At 68.2% G+C, this 19175-nt stretch carries 13 protein-coding genes, 1 tRNA gene and 1 pseudogene; 9 read left to right on the forward strand and 6 right to left on the reverse strand.

Translation table 11 applies throughout. The features are described from left to right. Window positions 1–18 precede the first annotated feature (18 nt). On the forward strand, window positions 19–579 hold the full coding sequence (locus tag DPR14_RS09595) for a recombinase family protein (protein ID WP_158044896.1): 561 nt from the start codon (window positions 19–21) through the stop codon (window positions 577–579). 114 nt (window positions 580–693) lie between these two features. Here DPR14_RS09595 and DPR14_RS09600 read toward each other — a convergent pair whose 3' ends face one another. After that, window positions 694–1224, reverse strand: a complete 531-nt coding sequence (locus tag DPR14_RS09600) for a hypothetical protein (RefSeq protein ID WP_158044895.1) — start codon at window positions 1222–1224, stop codon at window positions 694–696. Window positions 1225–1998: 774 nt separating this feature from the next. Here DPR14_RS09600 and DPR14_RS09605 point away from each other — a divergent pair. Further along, the gene (locus DPR14_RS09605; RefSeq protein WP_158044894.1) at window positions 1999–2379 is read left to right on the forward strand and encodes a hypothetical protein; all 381 of its coding nucleotides are present in this window, start codon (window positions 1999–2001) and stop codon (window positions 2377–2379) included. Between the two features lie 296 nt (window positions 2380–2675). Further along, window positions 2676–3734 carry a tyrosine-type recombinase/integrase gene (locus tag DPR14_RS09610; RefSeq protein ID WP_192499374.1) on the forward strand — a complete coding sequence of 353 codons (1059 nt, stop codon included), beginning with the start codon at window positions 2676–2678 and terminating at the stop codon, window positions 3732–3734. A gap of 67 nt (window positions 3735–3801) precedes the next feature. Here DPR14_RS09610 and DPR14_RS09615 read toward each other — a convergent pair. Both DPR14_RS09615 and mnmA read right to left on the reverse strand, forming a co-directional pair. Next, window positions 3802–3878 (reverse strand) — tRNA-Met (locus DPR14_RS09615). 309 nt (window positions 3879–4187) lie between these two features. After that, on the reverse strand, window positions 4188–5333 hold the full coding sequence (gene mnmA, locus DPR14_RS09620; RefSeq protein ID WP_158048070.1) for a tRNA 2-thiouridine(34) synthase MnmA: 1146 nt from the start codon (window positions 5331–5333) through the stop codon (window positions 4188–4190). A gap of 412 nt (window positions 5334–5745) precedes the next feature. Here mnmA and DPR14_RS09625 point away from each other — a divergent pair, with 412 nt between their 5' ends. The 4 genes from DPR14_RS09625 (at window position 5746) to DPR14_RS09640 (ending at window position 10416) form a co-directional block, all read left to right on the forward strand. Further along, complete coding sequence (locus tag DPR14_RS09625) at window positions 5746–7248, forward strand: UbiA family prenyltransferase (protein WP_158044934.1); 1503 nt, start codon at window positions 5746–5748, stop codon at window positions 7246–7248. A gap of 61 nt (window positions 7249–7309) precedes the next feature. Continuing rightward, window positions 7310–8290, forward strand: coding sequence for a lysylphosphatidylglycerol synthase transmembrane domain-containing protein (locus tag DPR14_RS09630; protein ID WP_158044935.1), 981 nt, complete (start codon window positions 7310–7312; stop codon window positions 8288–8290). A gap of 12 nt (window positions 8291–8302) precedes the next feature. Next, a complete protein-coding gene (locus tag DPR14_RS09635) occupies window positions 8303–9652 on the forward strand; it encodes an FAD-binding oxidoreductase (protein ID WP_158044936.1) in 1350 nt (449 codons plus the stop codon). Next, the gene (locus DPR14_RS09640) at window positions 9649–10416 is read left to right on the forward strand and encodes an SDR family NAD(P)-dependent oxidoreductase (RefSeq protein ID WP_158044937.1); all 768 of its coding nucleotides are present in this window, start codon (window positions 9649–9651) and stop codon (window positions 10414–10416) included. Before DPR14_RS09635 ends, DPR14_RS09640 begins: the two co-directional genes overlap by 4 nt. 27 nt (window positions 10417–10443) lie before the next feature. On the opposite strand, the gene DPR14_RS09645 is transcribed toward DPR14_RS09640, so the two are convergent. Continuing rightward, a complete protein-coding gene (locus DPR14_RS09645) occupies window positions 10444–11271 on the reverse strand; it encodes an FkbM family methyltransferase (RefSeq protein WP_158044938.1) in 828 nt (275 codons plus the stop codon). A gap of 7 nt (window positions 11272–11278) precedes the next feature. Continuing rightward, window positions 11279–15996 (reverse strand): annotated as a pseudogene (locus DPR14_RS28690) (translocation/assembly module TamB domain-containing protein). Window positions 15997–16238: 242 nt separating this feature from the next. Between DPR14_RS28690 and DPR14_RS09660 the strand changes: the two are divergent. Both DPR14_RS09660 and DPR14_RS09665 read left to right on the forward strand, forming a co-directional pair. Then, on the forward strand, window positions 16239–17096 hold the full coding sequence (locus DPR14_RS09660) for an SGNH/GDSL hydrolase family protein (protein ID WP_158044941.1): 858 nt from the start codon (window positions 16239–16241) through the stop codon (window positions 17094–17096). Window positions 17097–17102: 6 nt separating this feature from the next. Continuing rightward, window positions 17103–18185 carry an AI-2E family transporter gene (locus tag DPR14_RS09665; protein WP_158044942.1) on the forward strand — a complete coding sequence of 361 codons (1083 nt, stop codon included), beginning with the start codon at window positions 17103–17105 and terminating at the stop codon, window positions 18183–18185. A gap of 11 nt (window positions 18186–18196) precedes the next feature. On the opposite strand, the gene DPR14_RS09670 is transcribed toward DPR14_RS09665, so the two are convergent. Beyond that, on the reverse strand, window positions 18197–19066 hold the full coding sequence (locus DPR14_RS09670) for an SH3 domain-containing protein (protein WP_158044943.1): 870 nt from the start codon (window positions 19064–19066) through the stop codon (window positions 18197–18199). Window positions 19067–19175 lie beyond the last annotated feature (109 nt).

Raw genomic sequence — 19175 nt, forward strand, 5'->3', positions numbered from 1 at the left:
TGGAACCAAGGTCATCGGATGATTGTCGGATACGCCCGCACCTCAACCTCTGATCAGGTCGCCGGGTACGAAGACCAGATCGCTCACCTGACGCGGCTCGGCGTCGAGAAGGTTTTCGCCGAGCAGGCCTCGGCCGTCGGAGAGTGGTCCCAGCTTGCAGCGTGTTTGGACTTCCTGCGGGACGGCGACACGCTGATCGTCACTCGCCTCGACCGCCTGTGCCGCAGCACGGCTCACTTCTGTGAGGTGTTCGACCGCTTGGAGCGGAAGGGAGCCAAGATCCGCGTCCTCGACCTCGGGATCGACACCAGCAGCCCGACCGGCCGCATGATCGCCGAGATCGTGGTCGCCGTCGCCGGGTTCGAGCGTCGTCTGCTGCTGGAGCGACAGAAGGTCGGCGTCGCCGCGGCGAAGGCGGCGGGCAAGTACCGAGGTCGCGTGCCTACGGCCCGCAGGCGGTTCAATGAGGTACTCGATCTCCATCAGGCCGGTGCCCGGCCGGACGAGATCGCGGCCAAGTTGGCGATCAGCCGGTCGTCGGTGTTCCGGGCTCTGCGGGAGGCGAGAACGCCGGGGTGATCATGACCACCACGACGTTGATGGCGTTGACGCCGGCCACCTCCTTGTGTGGAGCACGGTTCCGCCATGGGCGTCCTGAAGCCGAACACGCCGGCCTTTCCTATGACCTCTGGGTCAGTCCTGGCCGACCTCTACCACGCCGTTGGCCCTCGGCGATACCGCGGCCTTGTCCTCCGGCGTCATGACATAGCCCCGCTTGAACCAGACCCACTTCAGGAGGCGATCCCGATCTGCGGTCTGGCCCGCCTTGTCCTGCCTGATCTGACGCTTGGTCTCACGCTCGACCAGAGACACCATTTCGAAGACGCCGGGATCGCCGGTTGCATCGTCATGCCAAGACGGAAGGGCACAGCCGACCTCCAGCGTGACGGGCTTCAGGTCATCGTTCGTGTGGACCACGACCCAGGTCATATCGCTGTCGCGATAACGCGGTCCCCGGCTGAACCCCGGATCGCCCGGCTTGTCTCGCCATAGCAAGCCAAGCCAGACTCGCCCTTCGTGCGGAGGCACGTTCGGGTCGGTCTGCCCGAGGTAAGCCTCGATGATCTGGCGGTAATGGGCGACCGGGCCGGCAATGCGGCTCCGCCGCTTGCCCACCGGAGCGTCATACTGGAGTGCCCAGATCTCCGGCGGGGCAAGGTTCACTTTCCAGTGCTCGCCGTTCAGCTTGAGCCGGGCGAAGAACCTGCTCCAGTCAGACGGAGCCGCTGACGGGTACTGCGTCCCGTCGCGGCCCCTGCGTGGTTTACCGGGGTGGAATCCCTTCCGGTTGAGGTGGAGCAGGACGAAGTCGAGGTCGAGCTTGAACTGACCGGACCGGACCCGGTCATAGTGAGCGACGAGCCTAGCCTGCTCGGCGAGCCGAGCCTCGGTTTCGGGAGAGACGAGCGACGGCCCAGGCCGGAGCGAGTTGTCTCCGCTCGTCTGTGGAGAGGAATCGTTGTCTCCTCCCGTACGACACGGCTCCGCCGTGTCTCCGCTCGTCTCGGAGCGAAGCGGTTGTCTCCTCCCGTACGGGACAAGGGAGGAGACAAGTTTCACCTCCGAGTCAAGGGCGGAGACAAGCCGGGCTTGGTCAGCAGGAGTCGGATCGGCACATGCCGCCTCTCGGGCAGGTTGGTCCACCTGCCATGGGGCAAGTTCTTCGTCCTCGTCGTATAGATCAGGGAGAGCACTGGGCGGTTGATAGGTAAAAGATCGGGACATCGGGATCAGTCTCATGCGGCATCAGATGCTGACACAAAAACTGATCCAGGATCGGAAACGCAAATCTCAGATACATACCTCAGTGATTTTTTGGGACTAGGGCCGACACGAGGTCAGGCCTTCCGTCTTTCTCATTCTTCATCACTGACAATTTGCTTTTCCCGTCCGTGTCTTCGCATTGTCGGCATAGACAGCAATACGAAGGAGCCAACAATGACCATATCCAACCCGCGTGCGGCCTGGGTCCTCCGGCAGGAGCAGATCCGCCATATCCGCAAGATCTTCAAGCTCTTCCCCGAGATGGACGACCGAACTGGCGATCTTCTCGCAAGCTGCCTCGCTGCCCTGATGCGGGGACATGATCTGTCGCCGGAGCAGGAGGATGCTTGCCGATGGTGGAACGCTTGGCTAAAGGCGAGCGACCAGGGGCGTTTTGCGAGCATCATTGGCTTTTCCCTCGCCGTGAGAAAGCTGCCTGTCGTTGTCCATGACGAATTGGTGGAGGCTTGTCAGCGGCTCCGCCGCGGAGAGGACATGACGCCGCGACAAGCCAATTATTGGGGCTCACACGTCGTCAAGCGGTGGAATGCCTGAAGCAGGCATGGGATCGGGGTCTGGCGACATTGTTCAGACCCTCGACCACCCGACTATCAACCATGGTGAACATGACGAATCAGCCCGTACCAGGTCGTCAGGAATCCAGCGACGACATTCATTGGCACAATGTGGCTGACGTTGGATAATACCGGAAGCCATCCCTTCCGACAGAGGCCGTCCCATGTCCCTCCTCGGCTCCACCAAACCGGACTCCGATTGGTATGTTCTAGAGCCGATCCAAAGCGGAACCAGTGGTCAGATTGACAGCGGCTCGGTCTATGGGACCGTCCTGCATGGACAACTGGATTTGCCGGTGCAGGAGGATCTACGTGGCAGCGGTTTACAAGCGGGGGCGGACATGGTGGGTCCGGTTCACATGGCACGGACAGGAGGTCCGAAGGTCAGCCCGAACCTCGTCGAAAGCTGTGGCTCAGCAGTATCTTGCTCAACTGGTTGAGGAACGCCGACGACTGGACCGAGGCGGCCGTCCCCGTCACACCTTTAATGAGGCTGTCGAGCGATTTATCGGCGAGCACCTTCCATCGCTCAAACCTCTAGCTGCCCGCCGATACCTCTTCAGCCTAAAGATGTTGAACCCGCACTTCGTCGGGGCCTATCTGGATGAGGTCACGAAGACGAAGATCCTAGCCTATGTCAGCTTCCGGAGAAAACAGGGCATATCGCCATCAACAATCAGACGCGACCTGGCTTGCCTCTCATCGATGCTGCAACTCGCTATCTCATGGGAGTGGGTTGATGCAAATCCGATCCGGACCCTGGACCGGCGACTCTTGAAGGAAGGAGACCCTCGAAGACGCTACCTCAGCCATGAGGAGCAGGAACGGCTTCTCGTTGCGGCAGGGTCTTATCTCAAGCCGATGGTCTGGTTCGCTATCGAAACCGGTCTTCGCCTGGAGGAGCAACTGTCTCTGGAGTGGTCACAGGTCAACCAGCGGCGTCACGAACTCACTCTCACCAAAACTAAGACCAGCAATCCAAGAGTGGTCCCCCTCACCGCTCAGGCCGCACAGATCTTGGCACAGCAGCCACGACATCTGACCTCGCCCTACGTGTTCTGCAAACCAGATGGATCACGGTACCTCAGGCTAACTCGTGGACTGGATGGGGCCGCTACGCGGGCTGGGATAAGCGATCTTCGATGGCATGATCTCCGCCGGACCTGTGGCTGCCGCCTCCTACAGGACTACGGTATGGACCTATACCGGGTCAGCAAGTGGTTGGGGCACAAGTCGGTTGCCATGACCGAAAGGGCCTACGCCTTCCTCAGAGTCGACGACCTGCATGCGGTGATCCGCCCCGGTACAAAGGTCGGCACAGGGAACGCGGATTGATCGCCGGACGAATGGCCCGCCAAACGAAAAACCCCTGCCAAGTGCTTGACTTGGCAGGGGTTTTAACTGGTAGCGGAGGAGGGATTTGAACCCCCGACACAAGGATTATGATTCCTCTGCTCTGACCAACTGAGCTACTCCGCCACAGGCCCGGTTCATCGCCGGGAGGCCGTCATATAGTTCGCCGGAGCGGGGACTGTCAAGCGCTTCACGGCGTTTTTTGCGGCCTCCGATCCCAGGTCCGGGAGGGGGAGTGGACAGGAAAAGTTTCTTAATTGGCAGGCGCTATGATGCCCCGCCGCAAGGCGTGGATCTTTGACAATCGGATATGAAAACCACCCCGGCCGGTCGGCGGGGCAGGGCTGTCACAGCGGCTGCGACACCCCGTTTGCTGACATTTGCTGACATGCTCCGGGGGGGCGGCACGGCATCCCACCCGGCGCCGCCCCAGTCTCAAGCCGTCGCGAGCCGGCTTTCCGCGCGGGCGATCCAGCCGCCGCCGAGCACCCGGTCGCCCCGGTAGAACACGCAGGCCTGCCCGGGCGCCACGCCGAACTGCGGCTCGTCCAGCACGACCTCCACGGCCCCGGCCTCCGCCGCCGGGAACACCGTCGCCCCCGCCGCCGGCTGCGCCGACCGAAGCTTGACCTGCACCTTCGTCCCGCCAACCTCCGGCGCGCCGCCGGTCCCCAGCCAGTTGACCTCGCGCACCAGCACGCGGTCGCGGCCCAGCGCCGCGCGCGGACCGACCACCACCTGGTGCAGCGCGGGGTCCAGCCGGACCACATAGAGCGGGTCGCCCCCGTCGCCCTTCTGGCCGCCGATCCCCAGCCCCTTCCGCTGGCCGATCGTGTAATGGATGATTCCCTCGTGCCGGCCCATCACGCGGCCGTCCACATGCACGATGTCGCCGGGCTCGATGGCGCCCGGCCGCAGCTTCTGGACCACCTCGGCATAGGACCCGGTCGGCACGAAGCAGATATCCTGGCTGTCCGGCTTGTCCGCCACCACCAGCCCGAACCGCTCGGCCAACTCCCGAACTTCCGGCTTGTGCATGCCGCCCAGCGGGAAGCGGAGGAAATCCAGCTGCTCGCGGGTCGTGGCGAACAGGAAATAGCTCTGGTCGCGGGCCGGATCGATCGCGCGGTGAAGCTCGGCGCCGTCGCTGCCCATGAACCGCCGTACATAATGGCCGGTCGCCAGCGCCTCGGCGCCCAGGTCGCGGGCGGTCTCCAGCAGGTCGCGGAACTTGACCCGCTGGTTGCAGCGCACGCAGGGGATCGGCGTCTCGCCCCGCAGGTAGCTGTCGGCGAAATCGTCCATCACGGACTGGGAAAACCGGTTCTCATAATCCAGCACGTAATGCGGAATGCCGATCCGGTCGGCGACCTGGCGGGCGTCATAGATATCCTGGCCGGCGCAGCAGGCGCCCTTCCTGCCCACCGCCATGCCGTGGTCGTAGAGCTGGAGCGTGATCCCGACCACGTCATATCCCTCCTCGCGCAGGAGGGCGGCGGTGACCGATGAATCGACCCCGCCGGACATGGCGACGACCACGCGGGTGTCCGCCGGCGCCTTGGCGAAACCAAGGGAGTTCACGGCACGGGAGAACACCGCGGGCGACTGCACCGCACGGGAGTTCACGGAAGGATCCAAGGGCGAGTTCATGCCCGGCAATATAGGCGACGGCCGGTCCTCCGCAACAGGACTCGGCGCCTCCGCCACTCCCGTCAAGCCCCCGCCGGCACGACAGCCCGGCTTAATACCAAGGATGACAGGAATAAACATCCGGATAAACCGTTCCCTGTCTAGATAAAAAGTGTATCACGCGGCCATGCCGGTGGCACCTTATGAGCCTTCACGGTATTCAGCAGGCATGATTAACATTTGAACCTTCTGTGGCTTAAGCGAGTATTTACGGCGAATGCCACTAAAACCCGCTGCGCGCCATCGATATGGGAATTGAAAGGTCCAGGCATTACGGACCCGCTGATGATGGATTGAGCAGACAATGGCCAGCATGGACGCGATACACCGCTCCGACCCCGACCACTCTCGACAGTCCTCGTCCAAGCCTACGGCTTCGTCGGCACGTACCCGGCCCGTGCCGCTATGCGTGGACATGGACGGCACGCTGCTCAACACCGACAGCCTGATCGAATGCGTCTTCGCCCTGATCAAGGACTGGCGCGTGCTGTTCTCCATGGTCGGCTGGCTGATCAAGGGCAAGGCGCACTTCAAGCAGCAGCTGGCGCTCCATGCCCGGCTCGACCCGGCGCTGCTGCCTTACAACGCCGGCCTGGTCACTTGGCTTCACGAGCAGAAGCGGCTCGGACGGAGGCTGATCCTGGCGACCGCGGCGGACCACATCATCGCCGACGCCGTCGCCCGGCACCTCAAGATCTTCGACGAGGTCATCGCCTCCGACGGGCTCAACAACCTGCGCGGAGCCGCCAAGGCGGAGGCGATCGACCGGCACCTCGACGGCCAGCCCTACGCCTATGCCGGCAACGACTTCTCCGACCTGCAGATCTGGCGCCACGCGGACTCCGCCGTCCTGGTCAACGCCCCGAAGAGCGTTTGCAAGGCAGCGGCGGAAATCACCCATATCGAAGCCCATGTGGACGACCGCGCCCCCTGGACGCGCGCCCTGCTCAAGGCGTTGCGGCCCCACCAGTGGGTCAAGAACGTCCTTGTGTTCGTGCCCATCGTCACCGCCAGCGCGCTGTTCGATCTCGCGGCCTGGGGCGACGCGGTGCTGATGTTCCTGGCCTTCTGCTGCACCGCCTCGGCCATCTACATGATCAACGACCTGACCGACCTCGCGTCGGACCGGCAGCACTACCGCAAGCGCAACCGCCCGTTCGCCAGCGGCGCGCTGCCGCTCTACCATGGTCCGATCGTGGCGCCCGGGCTGCTGCTGCTGGGCGGGGCGCTCGCCGCCGTCGCCGGTGCCTTCACCGTCGTGGTGCTGTACGCGGTCTGCTCGATCCTCTACTCGTTCAAGCTGAAGAGCCTGGCGCTGGTCGATCTGTTCATGCTGGCGGCCCTCTACACCATCCGGCTGTTCGGCGGTGGCGAGGCGGCGGGTTATCCGGTTTCGCTCTGGCTGCTGGCCTTCTCCAGCTTCGTCTTCCTGAGCCTGGCCATCGTCAAGCGCGTCGCCGAACTGATGGCCTTGCCGCCGGAAAACGGAGGTAAGCCCGCGGGACGCGGGTATCGCGCCGGGGACATGGATATCCTGCGCCTGATGGGCGTCGCCTCGTCCTTCACCTCGTGCCTGGTGCTCGCCCTCTATGTCCAGTCCGACCTGGCGCTCGGCCTCAACACGCTGGACGCCCTTTATTGGGCAATCGTGCCGCTGATGCTGTTCTGGCAGTGCCGCATCTGGCTCGCCACCTCGCGCGGCAAGATGCACGACGATCCCATCGTGTTCGCCGCCAAGGACCCCGTGTCGTGGGTCGTCTGCGGCGCGGTCTTCGCCATCGTCGCCATCGCCCATCTGCCTGTTTAGAGGAATCGTGACCACTCATCGAATCCCATCCCAGCCGGGCGCGTCCACAGGATCCCGCTCCATGATGCGGCGGGCGGAGTACGGTGCCGTCATCACCGCGGTGGTCTTCGTCGCGGCCATGACCGCTGCCGGCATCTGGTTCGGCCTGGACGAGGTCTGGCACCGCATGTGGGCGCTCAGCCCCGCCGTCCTCGCCGGGCTGCTGCTCCTGTCGCTGGTCAACTACGCCTTGCGGGCATGGCGGTGGCACCTGTTCGGCCATCATCTCGGCATCGACGTGCCGGCCGGACGCACCGGGCTCTACTACGTCGCCGGCTTCGCCATGACCACCACCCCCGGCAAGGTGGGGGAGGCGCTGCGCCTGTGGCTCCTGGAGCGCTGCCACGGCTATCGCTACGAGCGCACCGCCCCGCTGCTGATCGGCGACAGGATGGGCGATGCCGTCGCGATCACCCTGCTGTGCCTGACCGGGCTGTCGTCGTTCGGTGCCGCCTACGGTGCCGGCACCCTGGTGGCGACCGCGGCGCTGGCGGGGGGACTGCTCATGCTGCTGCGGCCTCAGGTCCCGTTGCGCGCCGTGCTGCTGGCCTACGGTCTGGTCGGGCGCTGGCCGCGCCTGTTCGGCGGCGCCCGCACCGTCGTGCGCAAGACCTCTCGCCTGCTCGATCCCCGTATCTTCGCCCTGACCTCGGCGATGGGGGTGGTAGGCTGGCTGTGCGAGGCCTATGCGCTGCACTGGCTCCTGACCGACCTGGGCGCCCAGATCACGCTCCAGCAGGCGATCTTCGTGTTCGCCTTCGCGATGCTGGTCGGCGCCGTCTCCATGCTGCCGGGCGGGCTCGGCGGCACCGAGGCGACCATGTTCGCGCTGCTCACCCTGCTCGGCGTGCCCGCCGACACGGCGCTGGCGGCAACCTTGATCATCCGGCTGACCACGCTGTGGTTCGCCGTCGTGCTGGGCTTCGCGGCGCTGCCCGTGGCGCTGAAACTGGCTCGACAGCCCGCGGCGGAGCGTCTGGCGACCGCCGACGGAATCAGGTGAGTTATTGATATCATGACTTGGAAGACCATGACCCTGACCGGCTGGGGCCGCACCCGCCGGGCCGAAGTCGCCGCCTGCCGGCCGGAGCGCGCTCCCGCCGCGGTGAGCACGCTTCAGGGCCGGTTCGAGCACGGCATCCTGGCCCGCGGCCTGGGCCGGAGCTACGGCGACGCTCCCCTGAACGACGGCGGCAACATCCTGCTGACCGAGCGGCTGAACCGCATGGTCTCGTTCGATCCGGCCGATGGCACCCTGGTGTGCGAGGCCGGCGTCAGTTTCGACGACCTGCTCACTGCCTTCCTGCCCCGCGGCTTCATGCCGCCGACCTCGCCGGGAACATCCTTCGCCACCGTCGGCGGCGCCGTCGCCAACGACGTCCACGGCAAGAACCACGACCGCGTCGGCAGCTTCGGCGACCACGTGCTGTGGCTCGACCTGATCCTCCCGTCGGGCGAGCAGGTGCGCGTCTCCCCGACCGAGCGGCCCGACTTGTTCGCCGCTACCATCGGCGGCGTCGGGCTGACCGGCGTTATCCTCCATGTCTGCTTCCGGCTGCGCCGGGTCGCCTCCGGCTCGGTCGAGGTGCGGGAGCGGCGGATGCCCGACCTGGACGCTTTCATGGCCGGGCTGGCCGACGCGCGGGAGACCGCCGGCTACAGCGTCGGCTGGATCGACGGCATGGCGCGCGGCGGCGCGATGGGACGCGGCATCCTGGAGACCGCGGAGACCGCCCCTGCGGATCCGGCCGGCGCCCCGCCGAAGGCGCCCGGGAAGCGGGGAGTGCCGGTCGACCTGCCGGGCTTCGCGCTCAACCCGTTCAGCATCAACCTGTTCAACCAGGCCTACTACCGGCGCGTCCCGGCCGCCGGGCGGACCCGCACCCTGCCGGTGCGCCGTTTCCTTTATCCGCTCGACGCGATCCACGACTGGAACCGGATCTACGGCAAGCGCGGCTTCTACCAGTTCCAGAACGTCGTGCCCGACGCCCAGGCGCCCGCGGCCCTGCGCAAGCTGCTGGAAGCCATCTCGGACGCCCGCGCCGGATCGTTCCTGGCGGTGCTCAAGACCCTGGGCGGCGAGGGCAAGGGGCATCTGTCGTTCCCGATGCGGGGCTATACCCTGGCGCTCGACTTCCCCCGGCGCGACGGCGTGGAGGACCTGCTGGCCCGTCTCGCCGCGATCACCCAGGACCATGGCGGCCGGGTCTATCTCGCCAAGGACGCCGTGCTCGACCCCGCCAGCTTCGCCCGCATGTACCCGAAACTGGGAGAGTTCCGCCAAGTGCTCGACCGCATCGATCCCGACCGGCGCATCCAGTCCGACATGTCCCGGCGCCTGGACATCCGCGGGGTGACGGCATGAGCGCCCCGACCTGGCTGGTGCTCGGTGCCTCCTCCTCGATCGCCCGCGCCTTCGCGCTGGAGGCCGCGGCCCAGGGCTGCAACGTGATCCTGGCCGGGCGCGACCGCGACGACCTCGACCGCGGCGCCTCCGACATCCGCATCCGCCACAATGTCGCGGTCACGGCGGTTGACTTCGACGCTGAAGCGGTGGATACCCATGATGCATTCGTCAGGGAAGTGACCGGATCGTCCGCCGGCTTCGGCGGTAGCGGGGCCAGTGGTCCGCTGAACGTCTTCCTGGCCTTCGGCCTTATGCCGGACCAGTCGGCCATCGACGCCGACCCGGACAAGGCCCAGCGCACCATCATGGCGACATATGCGGGGGCGGTCTCGATCCTGCACCGCCTCGCCCCGATCCTCGAAGCGCAGGGCAGCGGCCATGTGGTGGCCCTCGGCTCGGTCGCCGGCGACCGCGGGCGGATCAAGAACTACGTCTACGGCTCCGCGAAGGCGGGGCTGCACGCCTACCTCCAGGGGCTGCGCAACCGCCTGTTCCGCTCCGGCGTGACGGTCACCACCGTCAAGCCGGGCTTCATAGACACGACCATGACTTGGGGCATGCCGGGGCTGTTCCTGGTGGCCTCGCCGCAGGCCTGCGCCCGCGCCTGCCTGCGCTACGCCGCCAAGGGGGCCGAAGTCCGCTACTTCCCGGTCTTCTGGTGGATCATCATGACGATCATCCGCTCGATCCCGGAACCAATCTTCAAGCGGCTCAGCATCTAGCCTTGTGCGGAGGGGCAGCCGCCCCTCCTACGACCTGACGCGCTCCGGCGCCCCGGGATCGCGTGTCGCCAGCACGTTCAGGCACTCGCCGAAGCCGGCCGCACCGTCCCGCAAGGCGCCGTCGGGACCCAACACGTGGCAGGTGAATCCATGCGCACGCAGCCGGTCCAGGATCTCGGCGGCGCCGTAGCCGTACCGGGCGGAGTTCTCGTCGAACAGCTCGATGTAGACATTCGATGACACGGACAGGATCCGTGCCGCGCCGTCCAGCACGAACTTCTCGAACCCTTCGACATCTATCTTCAGCAGGTCGATCCGCTCCAGCCCGCCCAGCAGCGCGTCCAGCGTGGTCAGCGCGACCGCCACCCCGTCGCCGTCCGTCGAGACGAAGTTCATGTCGTCGGCGCGCCGCTGCGAGATCCGGATCGTTCCCGGCTCCGCCCCGACCGCCACATTGTGGACAGTCACCTGGTCGAAGCCGTTCAATCGCATGTTCTCCCGCAGGAAGCCCGCGATCGTCGGGTTCGCCTCGATCGCGTGGACCGTGCCGCCGGGGCCGACCCGGGCCGCGGCGGCGGCGGCCAGGGTTCCGACATTGGCCCCGACATCCACATAGGTTGCACCGGGGGCGAGCAGGCGGGTGACGATCCGCTCGTCAGCCGCCCGTGCGTCCGGGTCGATCCAGTAGGCGCAGGAGACCGAGGACGGGAAGAAGCGCAGCCGGTAGCCGTCCTTCGGGATGGTGAAGCGGCGGCACAGGCCGGTCTGCCACAGCAGCCGACCCGCCAGGTTGCGGACCGGCCTGTCGCCCCGGATCAGGTCGGCCAGCCGGCTGGCATAGCGGGAGAGCGCCATGACGGGCTCAGTACTCCCACTCGTACAGCACGCCGACCCCGGCACCCGAGGTCGTGCCCACGTCGGTGCGGACCTTCAGGTTGTCGGTCACGTCGATCTCCACCACCACGCGGCTGCCCGCCTCGCCGACCCGCTGTTCCGCACCGACATAGACATCGCGGGAGACGTAGCGGCCCGCGGCGACTCCGGCTCCCGCCAGCCCTTCGCCCTCTTCGCCGCTCAGAAGCTCCAGCCGGTCCACGCCCAGCGTGTTCCGCAGGTTGTCCAGGATGCCGGGGCCGCCGCCCACGCCGGCGAGTTGGCCGACGCTCTGGGCGAGCTGCACCGCCTCGATCGCGCTCAGGTCGCTGAACGGCTTGTTGAACAGCACGCGGGCGATCACCTCGTCCTGCGGCAGCTCCGGCGTGGAAGTCAGCTCGATCCTCGGGTTCGACGCCCGCCCGGTCACCGCGACCACCGCCGTGATGTCGGCGGTCTGCGCCTGCGCCGCCACGTCCAGCACCGGGTCGGTACTGCCGTCGCCGACGAAGTCGATGTTCACCTGCTGGAACTCGAACCGCTTGGTCAGCAGGTCGAGCGTCCCGCTGACCAGCCTCAGCCCGCCTCCGACGATCGGCTCCGCCGCGGTGCCGGTCACCTGGATGTCCGACGACAATTCGACATTGAGCCCGCGGCCCCGGACGAAGATCTGGTTCTGCGCCTCCACCGTCAGGTCGAGGCGGAGCTGGAACGGGGAGGGAGCCTCCTCCGCCGGTCCGCGCGTCGGGATATCGGCCGTGCCCGGGCGGTTGATTTCCTCCACCTGGATCTCGACCACGCTGGGGGAAGCTGTTCCGGCACCTGGATCTCGGCGCGCTCGATCCGCACCGGGCCCTGGAGGAGCGGATCGTCGAGCGGCCCGGTCAGGCTCAGCAGCGTGTCGAGCCTGACCGTCGCCAGGTCGATCTGGACCAACTGCGCGTTGCTGGCGCCGACCCGGATGTCGAAGGCGCGGGGATCGGTCGGATCGACATTGACCGAGCCGGACGCCTCGACGATGCCGTCGTTCGGTGTCCTGCCGTTGAACTGGTCGATGGTCAGCCGGGTGCCGTCGCCGCGCAGGCGCATCACGATGTCGCGGATCACGGTGCCCGCCGCCTGGTTCTCGTAACGGGCGCCGTCGAGCGTGGCCAGGCCGCCCAGCTGCGGGCTGTCCAGCGACCCGCCGAGGTCGAGGTTCACGTCGAGCCGCCCCTGCGCCCGGTCGCCGGTGGTGGCGAGCAGGTCGTTGAAGGTGGCCAGTTCCACGTTGCCGCGCAGCGCCCCGGAGACCGGCGCGTTCATCGGCACCTCGAGGGTCAGCGGCTCCTGCCTCAGCACCAGCGGCAGCTCCGCCGCCAGCCTCATGTCGATGCCGTCGCGCTGCCTGGTCACGGCGTTGCCGTCGAGCGCCAGCCGCCCGTTCCTCCAGCGGCCCGTCGTGGAGATGTCGATGCCGCTCAGCCCGGCGGCCTCGCCGCCCTCCACGGTCAGGTTGCCGACCCTCAGGTCCAGGTCGGCCCGGGGATCGGCGGTGGTGCCGGCGAAGCTGGCATTGCCGTTGACCTGTCCGTCCAGCCCCAGGCCGGGAGCGACCAGTTCCGCCAGGGCCAGCGGCACGCGGGTCAGCGTGGCCGAACCCTCGATCGCGTTCCGCACCAGCCCGGCGTCGAGCGCGATGCGCCCCTCGTTGCTGGCGAGCAGCAGGCCGCGGACCTCGTACCGGTCCGGACCGATCGTCGCGGTGGCCGGATTGACCAGCCGGAACGGCTGCCCGCCATAGGTGCCGTCCAGCCGCTCCAGCCGAAGCCGTTGCAGGTTGCCCTCCCGGGTGAAGCCGCCCGCCAGCGCCACGCGGGCCGGCTGGGCCGGCGCGCCGGCCTGTCCGCTGGTCCGCGCCTGGAACTCCGCGTCGGCCGGAGTGCCGGAGGCCGAGGCGGTCAGGGTCGCGAGGTCGGCGCCGCCGGCCGCGATGCCGGAGCCGTCGAGCTTGGCGTCGAACCGCAGGGCGCCCAGCGCGTCGGCCACATCGGCGTTGAGATCGATCCGGTCGGCGGCCAGCAGGGGACCATCGGGACCGGCGACCAGGATGTTCCGGCCCTGCACCGCGGCGATCGCCGACTGCCGTCCCTGGGGATCGTCCAGCCTGACGTCGATCCTGCCGCTGCCGGCCAGCCGCTGCCCGGCAAGGGCGGAGAAGACGCCGAGATCGCGCATGTCCCCGGCAAGCCGTCCCGATGCCGTCATGCGGTCGAGTGCCACCCGGACGGCACCCGCGACGCGGTTCCGCTCGGCCCCCAGCGATATATCCGACAGGTCGAGCCGCTGACCTTCCAGCGCGAAGCCGGTGCGGGCGTCCAGCGGCTGCCCGTCCACCACGGCGGAGGCGACCAGGGTGCCGCGCGGGGCGCCGGGCACGCGGGTGGCGCGCAGGCCCACGTCGGCCGTCGGCACGTTCCGGCCGGCCAGCAGGAGGTTGCGGCCATCCAGGTCGGCCCGCACCTCCAGGGAGTCGAGCGGCCCGGTCGCGGTTCCCTCCAGGGAGGCCGAGCCGGCGATATCGGTCGCGAGCGGTTCCCTGAGGACGGCGAGGCGCGGCAGGTCGGCCCGCCATCTGGCGTCCAGCCGGTTCTCCCGCAGCGCCCCGGCGGCGGTCAGCGCCACGTTCCGGCCGTCGATCTTCAGCCTCGGCATGTCGATCGATCCATCGGTCCCGACCGTCACCAGTCCGGCCAGATCGACCTTTTCGCCGGCCAGCGCGTCGGCGGCCGGCGTGCCGGTGTTCAGGCCGGTGACTCCGCCGGTCAGGTCGGCGCGCACCAGCGTCTCCCGGTTGCCGCCGCTCAGGTCGGCTCGGACCTGCGCCGCGCCGGCCAGCGGCGTCCCGGCCACCGCGGACAGGCGCGACAGCTCGGGCACGGTCAGGTCGACGTTGCCGGCGATGTCCTGGCCGAACTCGCGCACGGTCGCGGTGCCGGTCAGGCTGCCCACCAGCGCGTTCAGGGCCAGCTGGGTAACCTCGACCGTCCGGGCGGCATCCTGGCTGTTCGCGGCGAGCCGCAGGGTCACGGCATCGCCCGCCAGGTCGCGCAGCATCGGCTCCAGGGCCGGATCGGTGCTGTTCAGCCCGCGCAGGTCGGCGGTCGCCTCGCCGCGCAGGATCTGCCCGCCCTGTTCAAGGGCAAGGTCGGTCCGGACGCTGGCGGCGCCCGCTACCGGCACGTCGGGCAGGCGGGCGAGGTCGGGGATGTCAAGCACCACCTGCGCGCCGACGGCGTCTCCCCAGCGCTCGACCAGCGCCGTGGCGCCGACGCTGCCGGCGGCGGTGTTCGCGCGCAGGTCGGCGACGCGGATCTCGCCCGAGCCGGGCGTCACGACGGCGTTGCCCGCGATCGTCACCTCCTGGCCGGCGACCTGCGCGATCCGCGGATCGTCGGGGGACCTGGGGTTCACCAGGGTCCCGTTCAGCGTGACGTCCATGTTGGAGCCGGGCTGGTCGAGCGGGCCGGACGGGACCGCGCGGAGTTGCAGCACCGCCCGGTCCAGCGCCGCCTGGGCTGCATCGACCGCCACGGCCGTCAGGTCTGCCGTGACCGTGGGCGCCGCGACCGGTCCTTCCGCCGTACCGGCGAGCCGGACCGACTGCCAGGCCACGTCGGGCGCCAGCGTCCGGAGCGCCGAATCGGCTCCCGCCTCCAGGGCGTAGTCGAAGTCCAGCGCCTGCGGGTCGAACCGGTAGCTGCCGGACAGCTCCGCCGTCCCGGCGGCCAGGGTGACCCGGGCCGGGGTCAGGGTCACCCCGCGGTTGGGATCGATCACGGATTCGGCCGAGAACCCGACCGTTTCGCCGACCAGGGCCGCGGCCTGGGGATCGAGCAGGCGGGCGAAGGCGGAGTCGCCGCGGATGATCATCCCGTATCCCTGGGCGCCCTCCGCGACCTCGACGCCGCGGATCGTCGCGTCGGCACCGATGCGGGCGACGTCGCCGGCATTTCCATCAAGCCGGCCTTCCCAGCCGGACAGCGGACCGGAGCCCCGCAGGGCGACATTGACCGGTGGCAGCCCCGGTATGCCGGCAGCCCGAGCGATCACGCCGCCCTCCGGCTCTTCGACCGTCAGGTCCAGGTCGAGCAGGTTGGTGTCCGGCGCGTAGTTCAGCGCCAGCTTGCCGCCGCCGGGCCTGTCCAGGCGTTCGATGTTCAGGTCGGCGCCCAGGCCCGCGTCGGCCCGGCCGAGCCTGGCGCTGCCGTTTATGCCCAGGATGGCCGCTTCGCCGCCGAGGACGGGAGCGCCCAGGTGCAGCTCCTTGACCGCCAGATGCCGCAGGTCCAGGCCGACGGGCAGGTCGGGGATCTGGGGAAGGGAGAAGGGCTCGTCGTCGGGCGGTTCCTCGGGCTGTCCCGCCGGCAGGCGGTCGACGTCCATCCGGTTGATGTCGAAACCCGATATCCGGAACTCGCGGCGGAACAGGGCGCCGGCGGCCCAGTCCAGCTTCGCCTCGTCGACCTTGAGCCAGATACCCTCGTCGTCGGCGATGGCCAGGTCGTACAGGGTCACGTCCAGGCTCCAGCTCGAACTGACACGGCCGATCGTCACGGTGCGGCCGGGGCCGCTCAGCAGGTTCTGGACCTGGCGGGTGATCCAGCCGGGATCCTGCTGCCCGGACTCCTCCTGGGCCATGACGGCGATCGGCGCGCCCGCGAACATACCAACCAGCAGCAGCGCGGCACCCACCGACGAACCAGACCTTCCATGAATTCCCGCCTTGCCATAGTTCCATATGCCAGGGCGAAACACCCCAGGGGAACAGATGTGCCTTCGAAGATGCCGCGGACAAGGTCTCCCGGACGATCCGAACGCGTGCGCGGGTTCCCGAAAGGGGCCGGAAACAAAGCCGTTCCTGCACGTTTACGGGGTCGGAGAACGGTATCAGGTCCTTGGGAAACAGCATGACACGTCCGTTCCGGATCATCACCATGGTAATCAGCATGTGCGCAGGCTTCGCATCGGCCTCGATCGCGGCGGAGCCGCGGACCTACGACAGCATCGTCGTGTTCGGCGACAGTCTTTCCGACACCGGCAACGCGGCCGGCGCGCGGTTCAGCAACGGGCCCGTCTGGGTCGAGCACCTGGCACGGCATTTCAGCCTGCCGGTCGAGCCGGCGGCCTCCGGCGGGACCAACCACGCGGTCGGCGGGGCACGCGCCCATGATCCGGGCAGCCCCTACAATCTTCGCGCCCAGGCCGACCGGTACCTGGCGGAGGAACCGGACCGCGACGCCGTCGGCCGGACCCTGTTCATCGTCTATGGCGGCGCCAATGACCTGCTGGCCGCCGTGTCGGGGCAGGACCCGATCGTCCTGGCGATGAACGCGGTCCGGATGCTCGGCAGCATCGCCGACGATCTCGCCTCGGCGGGCGCCGGCACCATCCTAATGCCGAACCTGCCCGATCTCGCGAGGGTGCCGGCCGTCCGGCAGTACGGTCCGACGGTCGGCCGCATCGCCAGCCAGATCACGGCGGGCTTCAACCAGGCGCTGGACCAGACGCTCGCCGGCGTCGAGGCGCGCTACGGCATGCGCATCGTCCGCCTGGACGTCCATGGGCTGGTCGAGCGGGTCTTCAGGGACCCCGGGGTTCTCGGCAAGCCCAGGGTCAACCTGAGCGATCCCTGCGCCGGCGCCGGCCGGATCTGCGCCGACCCGGACCGGCACATCTTCTGGGACCAGGTCCATCCGACCGCCTTCGGCCACGCCCGGCTCGCCAACGCGGCGCTCGAGGTGCTGGCAGGGAGCGGGGTCCGGTGACCTGAAATGGAAAAGGTCGTCATCACCGAGGAACCGTCGTCGCGCATCCCCAACTGGCTGCGGATCGTGATCTGGGGTTTGGTGATCGGGCTCGGCATCGGGCTGATCGCCGTTCTGGGACGGACGCTGGTTCCCTTCGTGGTCGGTGCCGGACTCGCCTTCACGTTCGATCCGCTGGCCGGATGGCTCGGCCGACAGGGAATCCGGCGCGGCTGGGCCGCCTTCCTGGTGACGCTGCTCACCTTCGGCATCCTGGCCGGCATCCTGGCGCTGCTGCTTCCGGTGCTGCTGGAGCAGGCGAGCGACCTGGCCGAGCGCCTGCCCGAACTGCTCGTCCGGGTCCGTGCCATGCTGACCGGTGCCGCCGCCCAGGTGCCGGGGGCCGAGGTGCTGAACGATACCGACCTGCTCCGCCGGATCGCCCAGCGGACCGCGGAGTGGGTTCAGCAGTCGGCCGGCGACCTGCTCGGCTTCGCCGCCACCCTGTTCGACATAGCGCTGCTGCTGGTCCTGACCCCCGTCGTGACCTTCTACCTGCTGCGCGACTGGAACCCGGTGGTTCGCCAGCTCCGCCGGCTGGTACCGCGCCAGTCCCGGGCGGTCGTGTTCCAGCTGGTGGGGGAAATGACCGACCGGCTCGCCGGGTTCCTGCGCGGCATGGCGCTGAGCGCCGCGATCCAGGCGGTGATCCACGCCGTCGGCCTGACCCTGGTCGGGCTGAACTTCGCCATCCTGATCGGCGTGCTGACCGGGCTGCTGGTCTTCGTCCCGGTGGTCGGCAACCTCGTCATGCTCATCGCAGCCGTCACGGTGGCGCTGGTCCAGTTCGACGGCTGGCTGGAGCCTTTCCTGGTCCTGCTGATCTATGCCGGGAGCAACGTGCTTGAGACCAGCGTCCTGGAACCCGTCCTGGTCGGCAACCGGACCAACCTCCATCCTGTCTGGGTGATCTTCGCGCTGCTGGTCGGCGGCAGCCTGTTCGGGCTGGTCGGCGCCCTGCTGGCGCTTCCGGCGGCCACCGTGATCGCCGTGCTGATCCGCTACGCGGTCGACCGCTACACCCACAGCAAGCCCTACGAGGAGTTCTGAAGCCGGGGGGATCAGAACGATTCCACCTCGACGATCCAGCAGTCCAGCATGCGCTGGCTCAGCGCCACGCAGACATTGTTGACGCCGGTCCGGTCCAGCGGGCCGAACGCCAGCGCGAAGGTCATGCTGTCCTTCCCCATCGCCGGATAGATGAAGTGCGCGTAGGGGGCGTATTGCGGGCCGGCGGCGGCGATGAACTCGGTCCAGCCGTTCTCCGCCTCCACCGGGGTGAGGAACTCGCCCACGCGCGCCGCGTAGAAGGTGCGGGGCGGCCCGCTGCCCGCGAAGTCGTAGTCGTGGACGCCGATGATCGGCAGCAGCTGCTCGGGCGGCAGCGTGATGCTCGCGATCGACTCCGACGTCATGCGGGCCTTGCCGCCCTGGATGTCGAGCAGGCCCAGCACGGCGCCGCGCTCCAGCCTGGTCTCCCGCTTCTTGCCGTCCTTGATCTCCGTGCCCGCGGCGCCGCCCGCCAGCACGTGGGTGCCGCGCAGGGTGCCGTCGGGGAAGGTCCAGCGCTGCCGTCCGACCACGGCGGCCCGGCTCGCGACCGTACGCGCGATGAAGATGCTGTCGAGGCTGTCGCTCGGCACGTAGCCCACGTCCCGGCCGCCCAGGCCGATCTGCGTCCAGGAGGTGCGGCGCGGGGTTCCGAACGCCGCGACGGTCTTGCCCCTGGGCAGCACCATCACGACGCGGCCGGTCTCGTCCGGCGAGACGCGGACCTCCACGTCGCGGTTCAGGATCGTCTCCCCGACCTGGGGGGCGCCGAGGTTGGGCCCGCCCTGAGACCGGGCGGGGACCGGCGCGCAGAGCAGGAAAGCCGCGGCCAGGACCGGCAGAAGGAACCGGGCGACCGGCGGCTTAGGCAGAATTTGCATCGCGATGCCCCCGGCATCGGGCAAGTCCTGCCGCGACGATCCGTTCGAACTGCATGAAAAGCTCGTAAATCCGCCATTGGCACGGAGCTTGCCATTCATCCTGAAGAAC

The organism is Skermanella pratensis, from assembly GCF_008843145.1.
GTDB classification, from domain to species: domain Bacteria; phylum Pseudomonadota; class Alphaproteobacteria; order Azospirillales; family Azospirillaceae; genus Skermanella; species Skermanella pratensis.

Bases quoted from the DNA above. Each gene is read 5' to 3' on its own strand.
- DPR14_RS09645 (WP_158044938.1), bottom strand. From the start codon at position 11,271: ATGGCGCTCTCCCGCTATGCCAGCCGGCTGGCCGACCTGATCCGGGGC.
- DPR14_RS09670 (WP_158044943.1), bottom strand. From the start codon at position 19,066: ATGCAAATTCTGCCTAAGCCGCCGGTCGCCCGGTTCCTTCTGCCGGTC.
- DPR14_RS09635 (WP_158044936.1), top strand. From the start codon at position 8,303: ATGACTTGGAAGACCATGACCCTGACCGGCTGGGGCCGCACCCGCCGG.
- DPR14_RS09665 (WP_158044942.1), top strand. From the start codon at position 17,103: ATGGAAAAGGTCGTCATCACCGAGGAACCGTCGTCGCGCATCCCCAAC.
- DPR14_RS09610 (WP_192499374.1), top strand. From the start codon at position 2,676: ATGGACAACTGGATTTGCCGGTGCAGGAGGATCTACGTGGCAGCGGTT.
- DPR14_RS09605 (WP_158044894.1), top strand. From the start codon at position 1,999: ATGACCATATCCAACCCGCGTGCGGCCTGGGTCCTCCGGCAGGAGCAG.
- DPR14_RS09640 (WP_158044937.1), top strand. From the start codon at position 9,649: ATGAGCGCCCCGACCTGGCTGGTGCTCGGTGCCTCCTCCTCGATCGCC.
- DPR14_RS09625 (WP_158044934.1), top strand. From the start codon at position 5,746: ATGGCCAGCATGGACGCGATACACCGCTCCGACCCCGACCACTCTCGA.
- DPR14_RS09630 (WP_158044935.1), top strand. From the start codon at position 7,310: ATGATGCGGCGGGCGGAGTACGGTGCCGTCATCACCGCGGTGGTCTTC.
- DPR14_RS09595 (WP_158044896.1), top strand. From the start codon at position 19: ATGATTGTCGGATACGCCCGCACCTCAACCTCTGATCAGGTCGCCGGG.
- DPR14_RS09660 (WP_158044941.1), top strand. From the start codon at position 16,239: ATGACACGTCCGTTCCGGATCATCACCATGGTAATCAGCATGTGCGCA.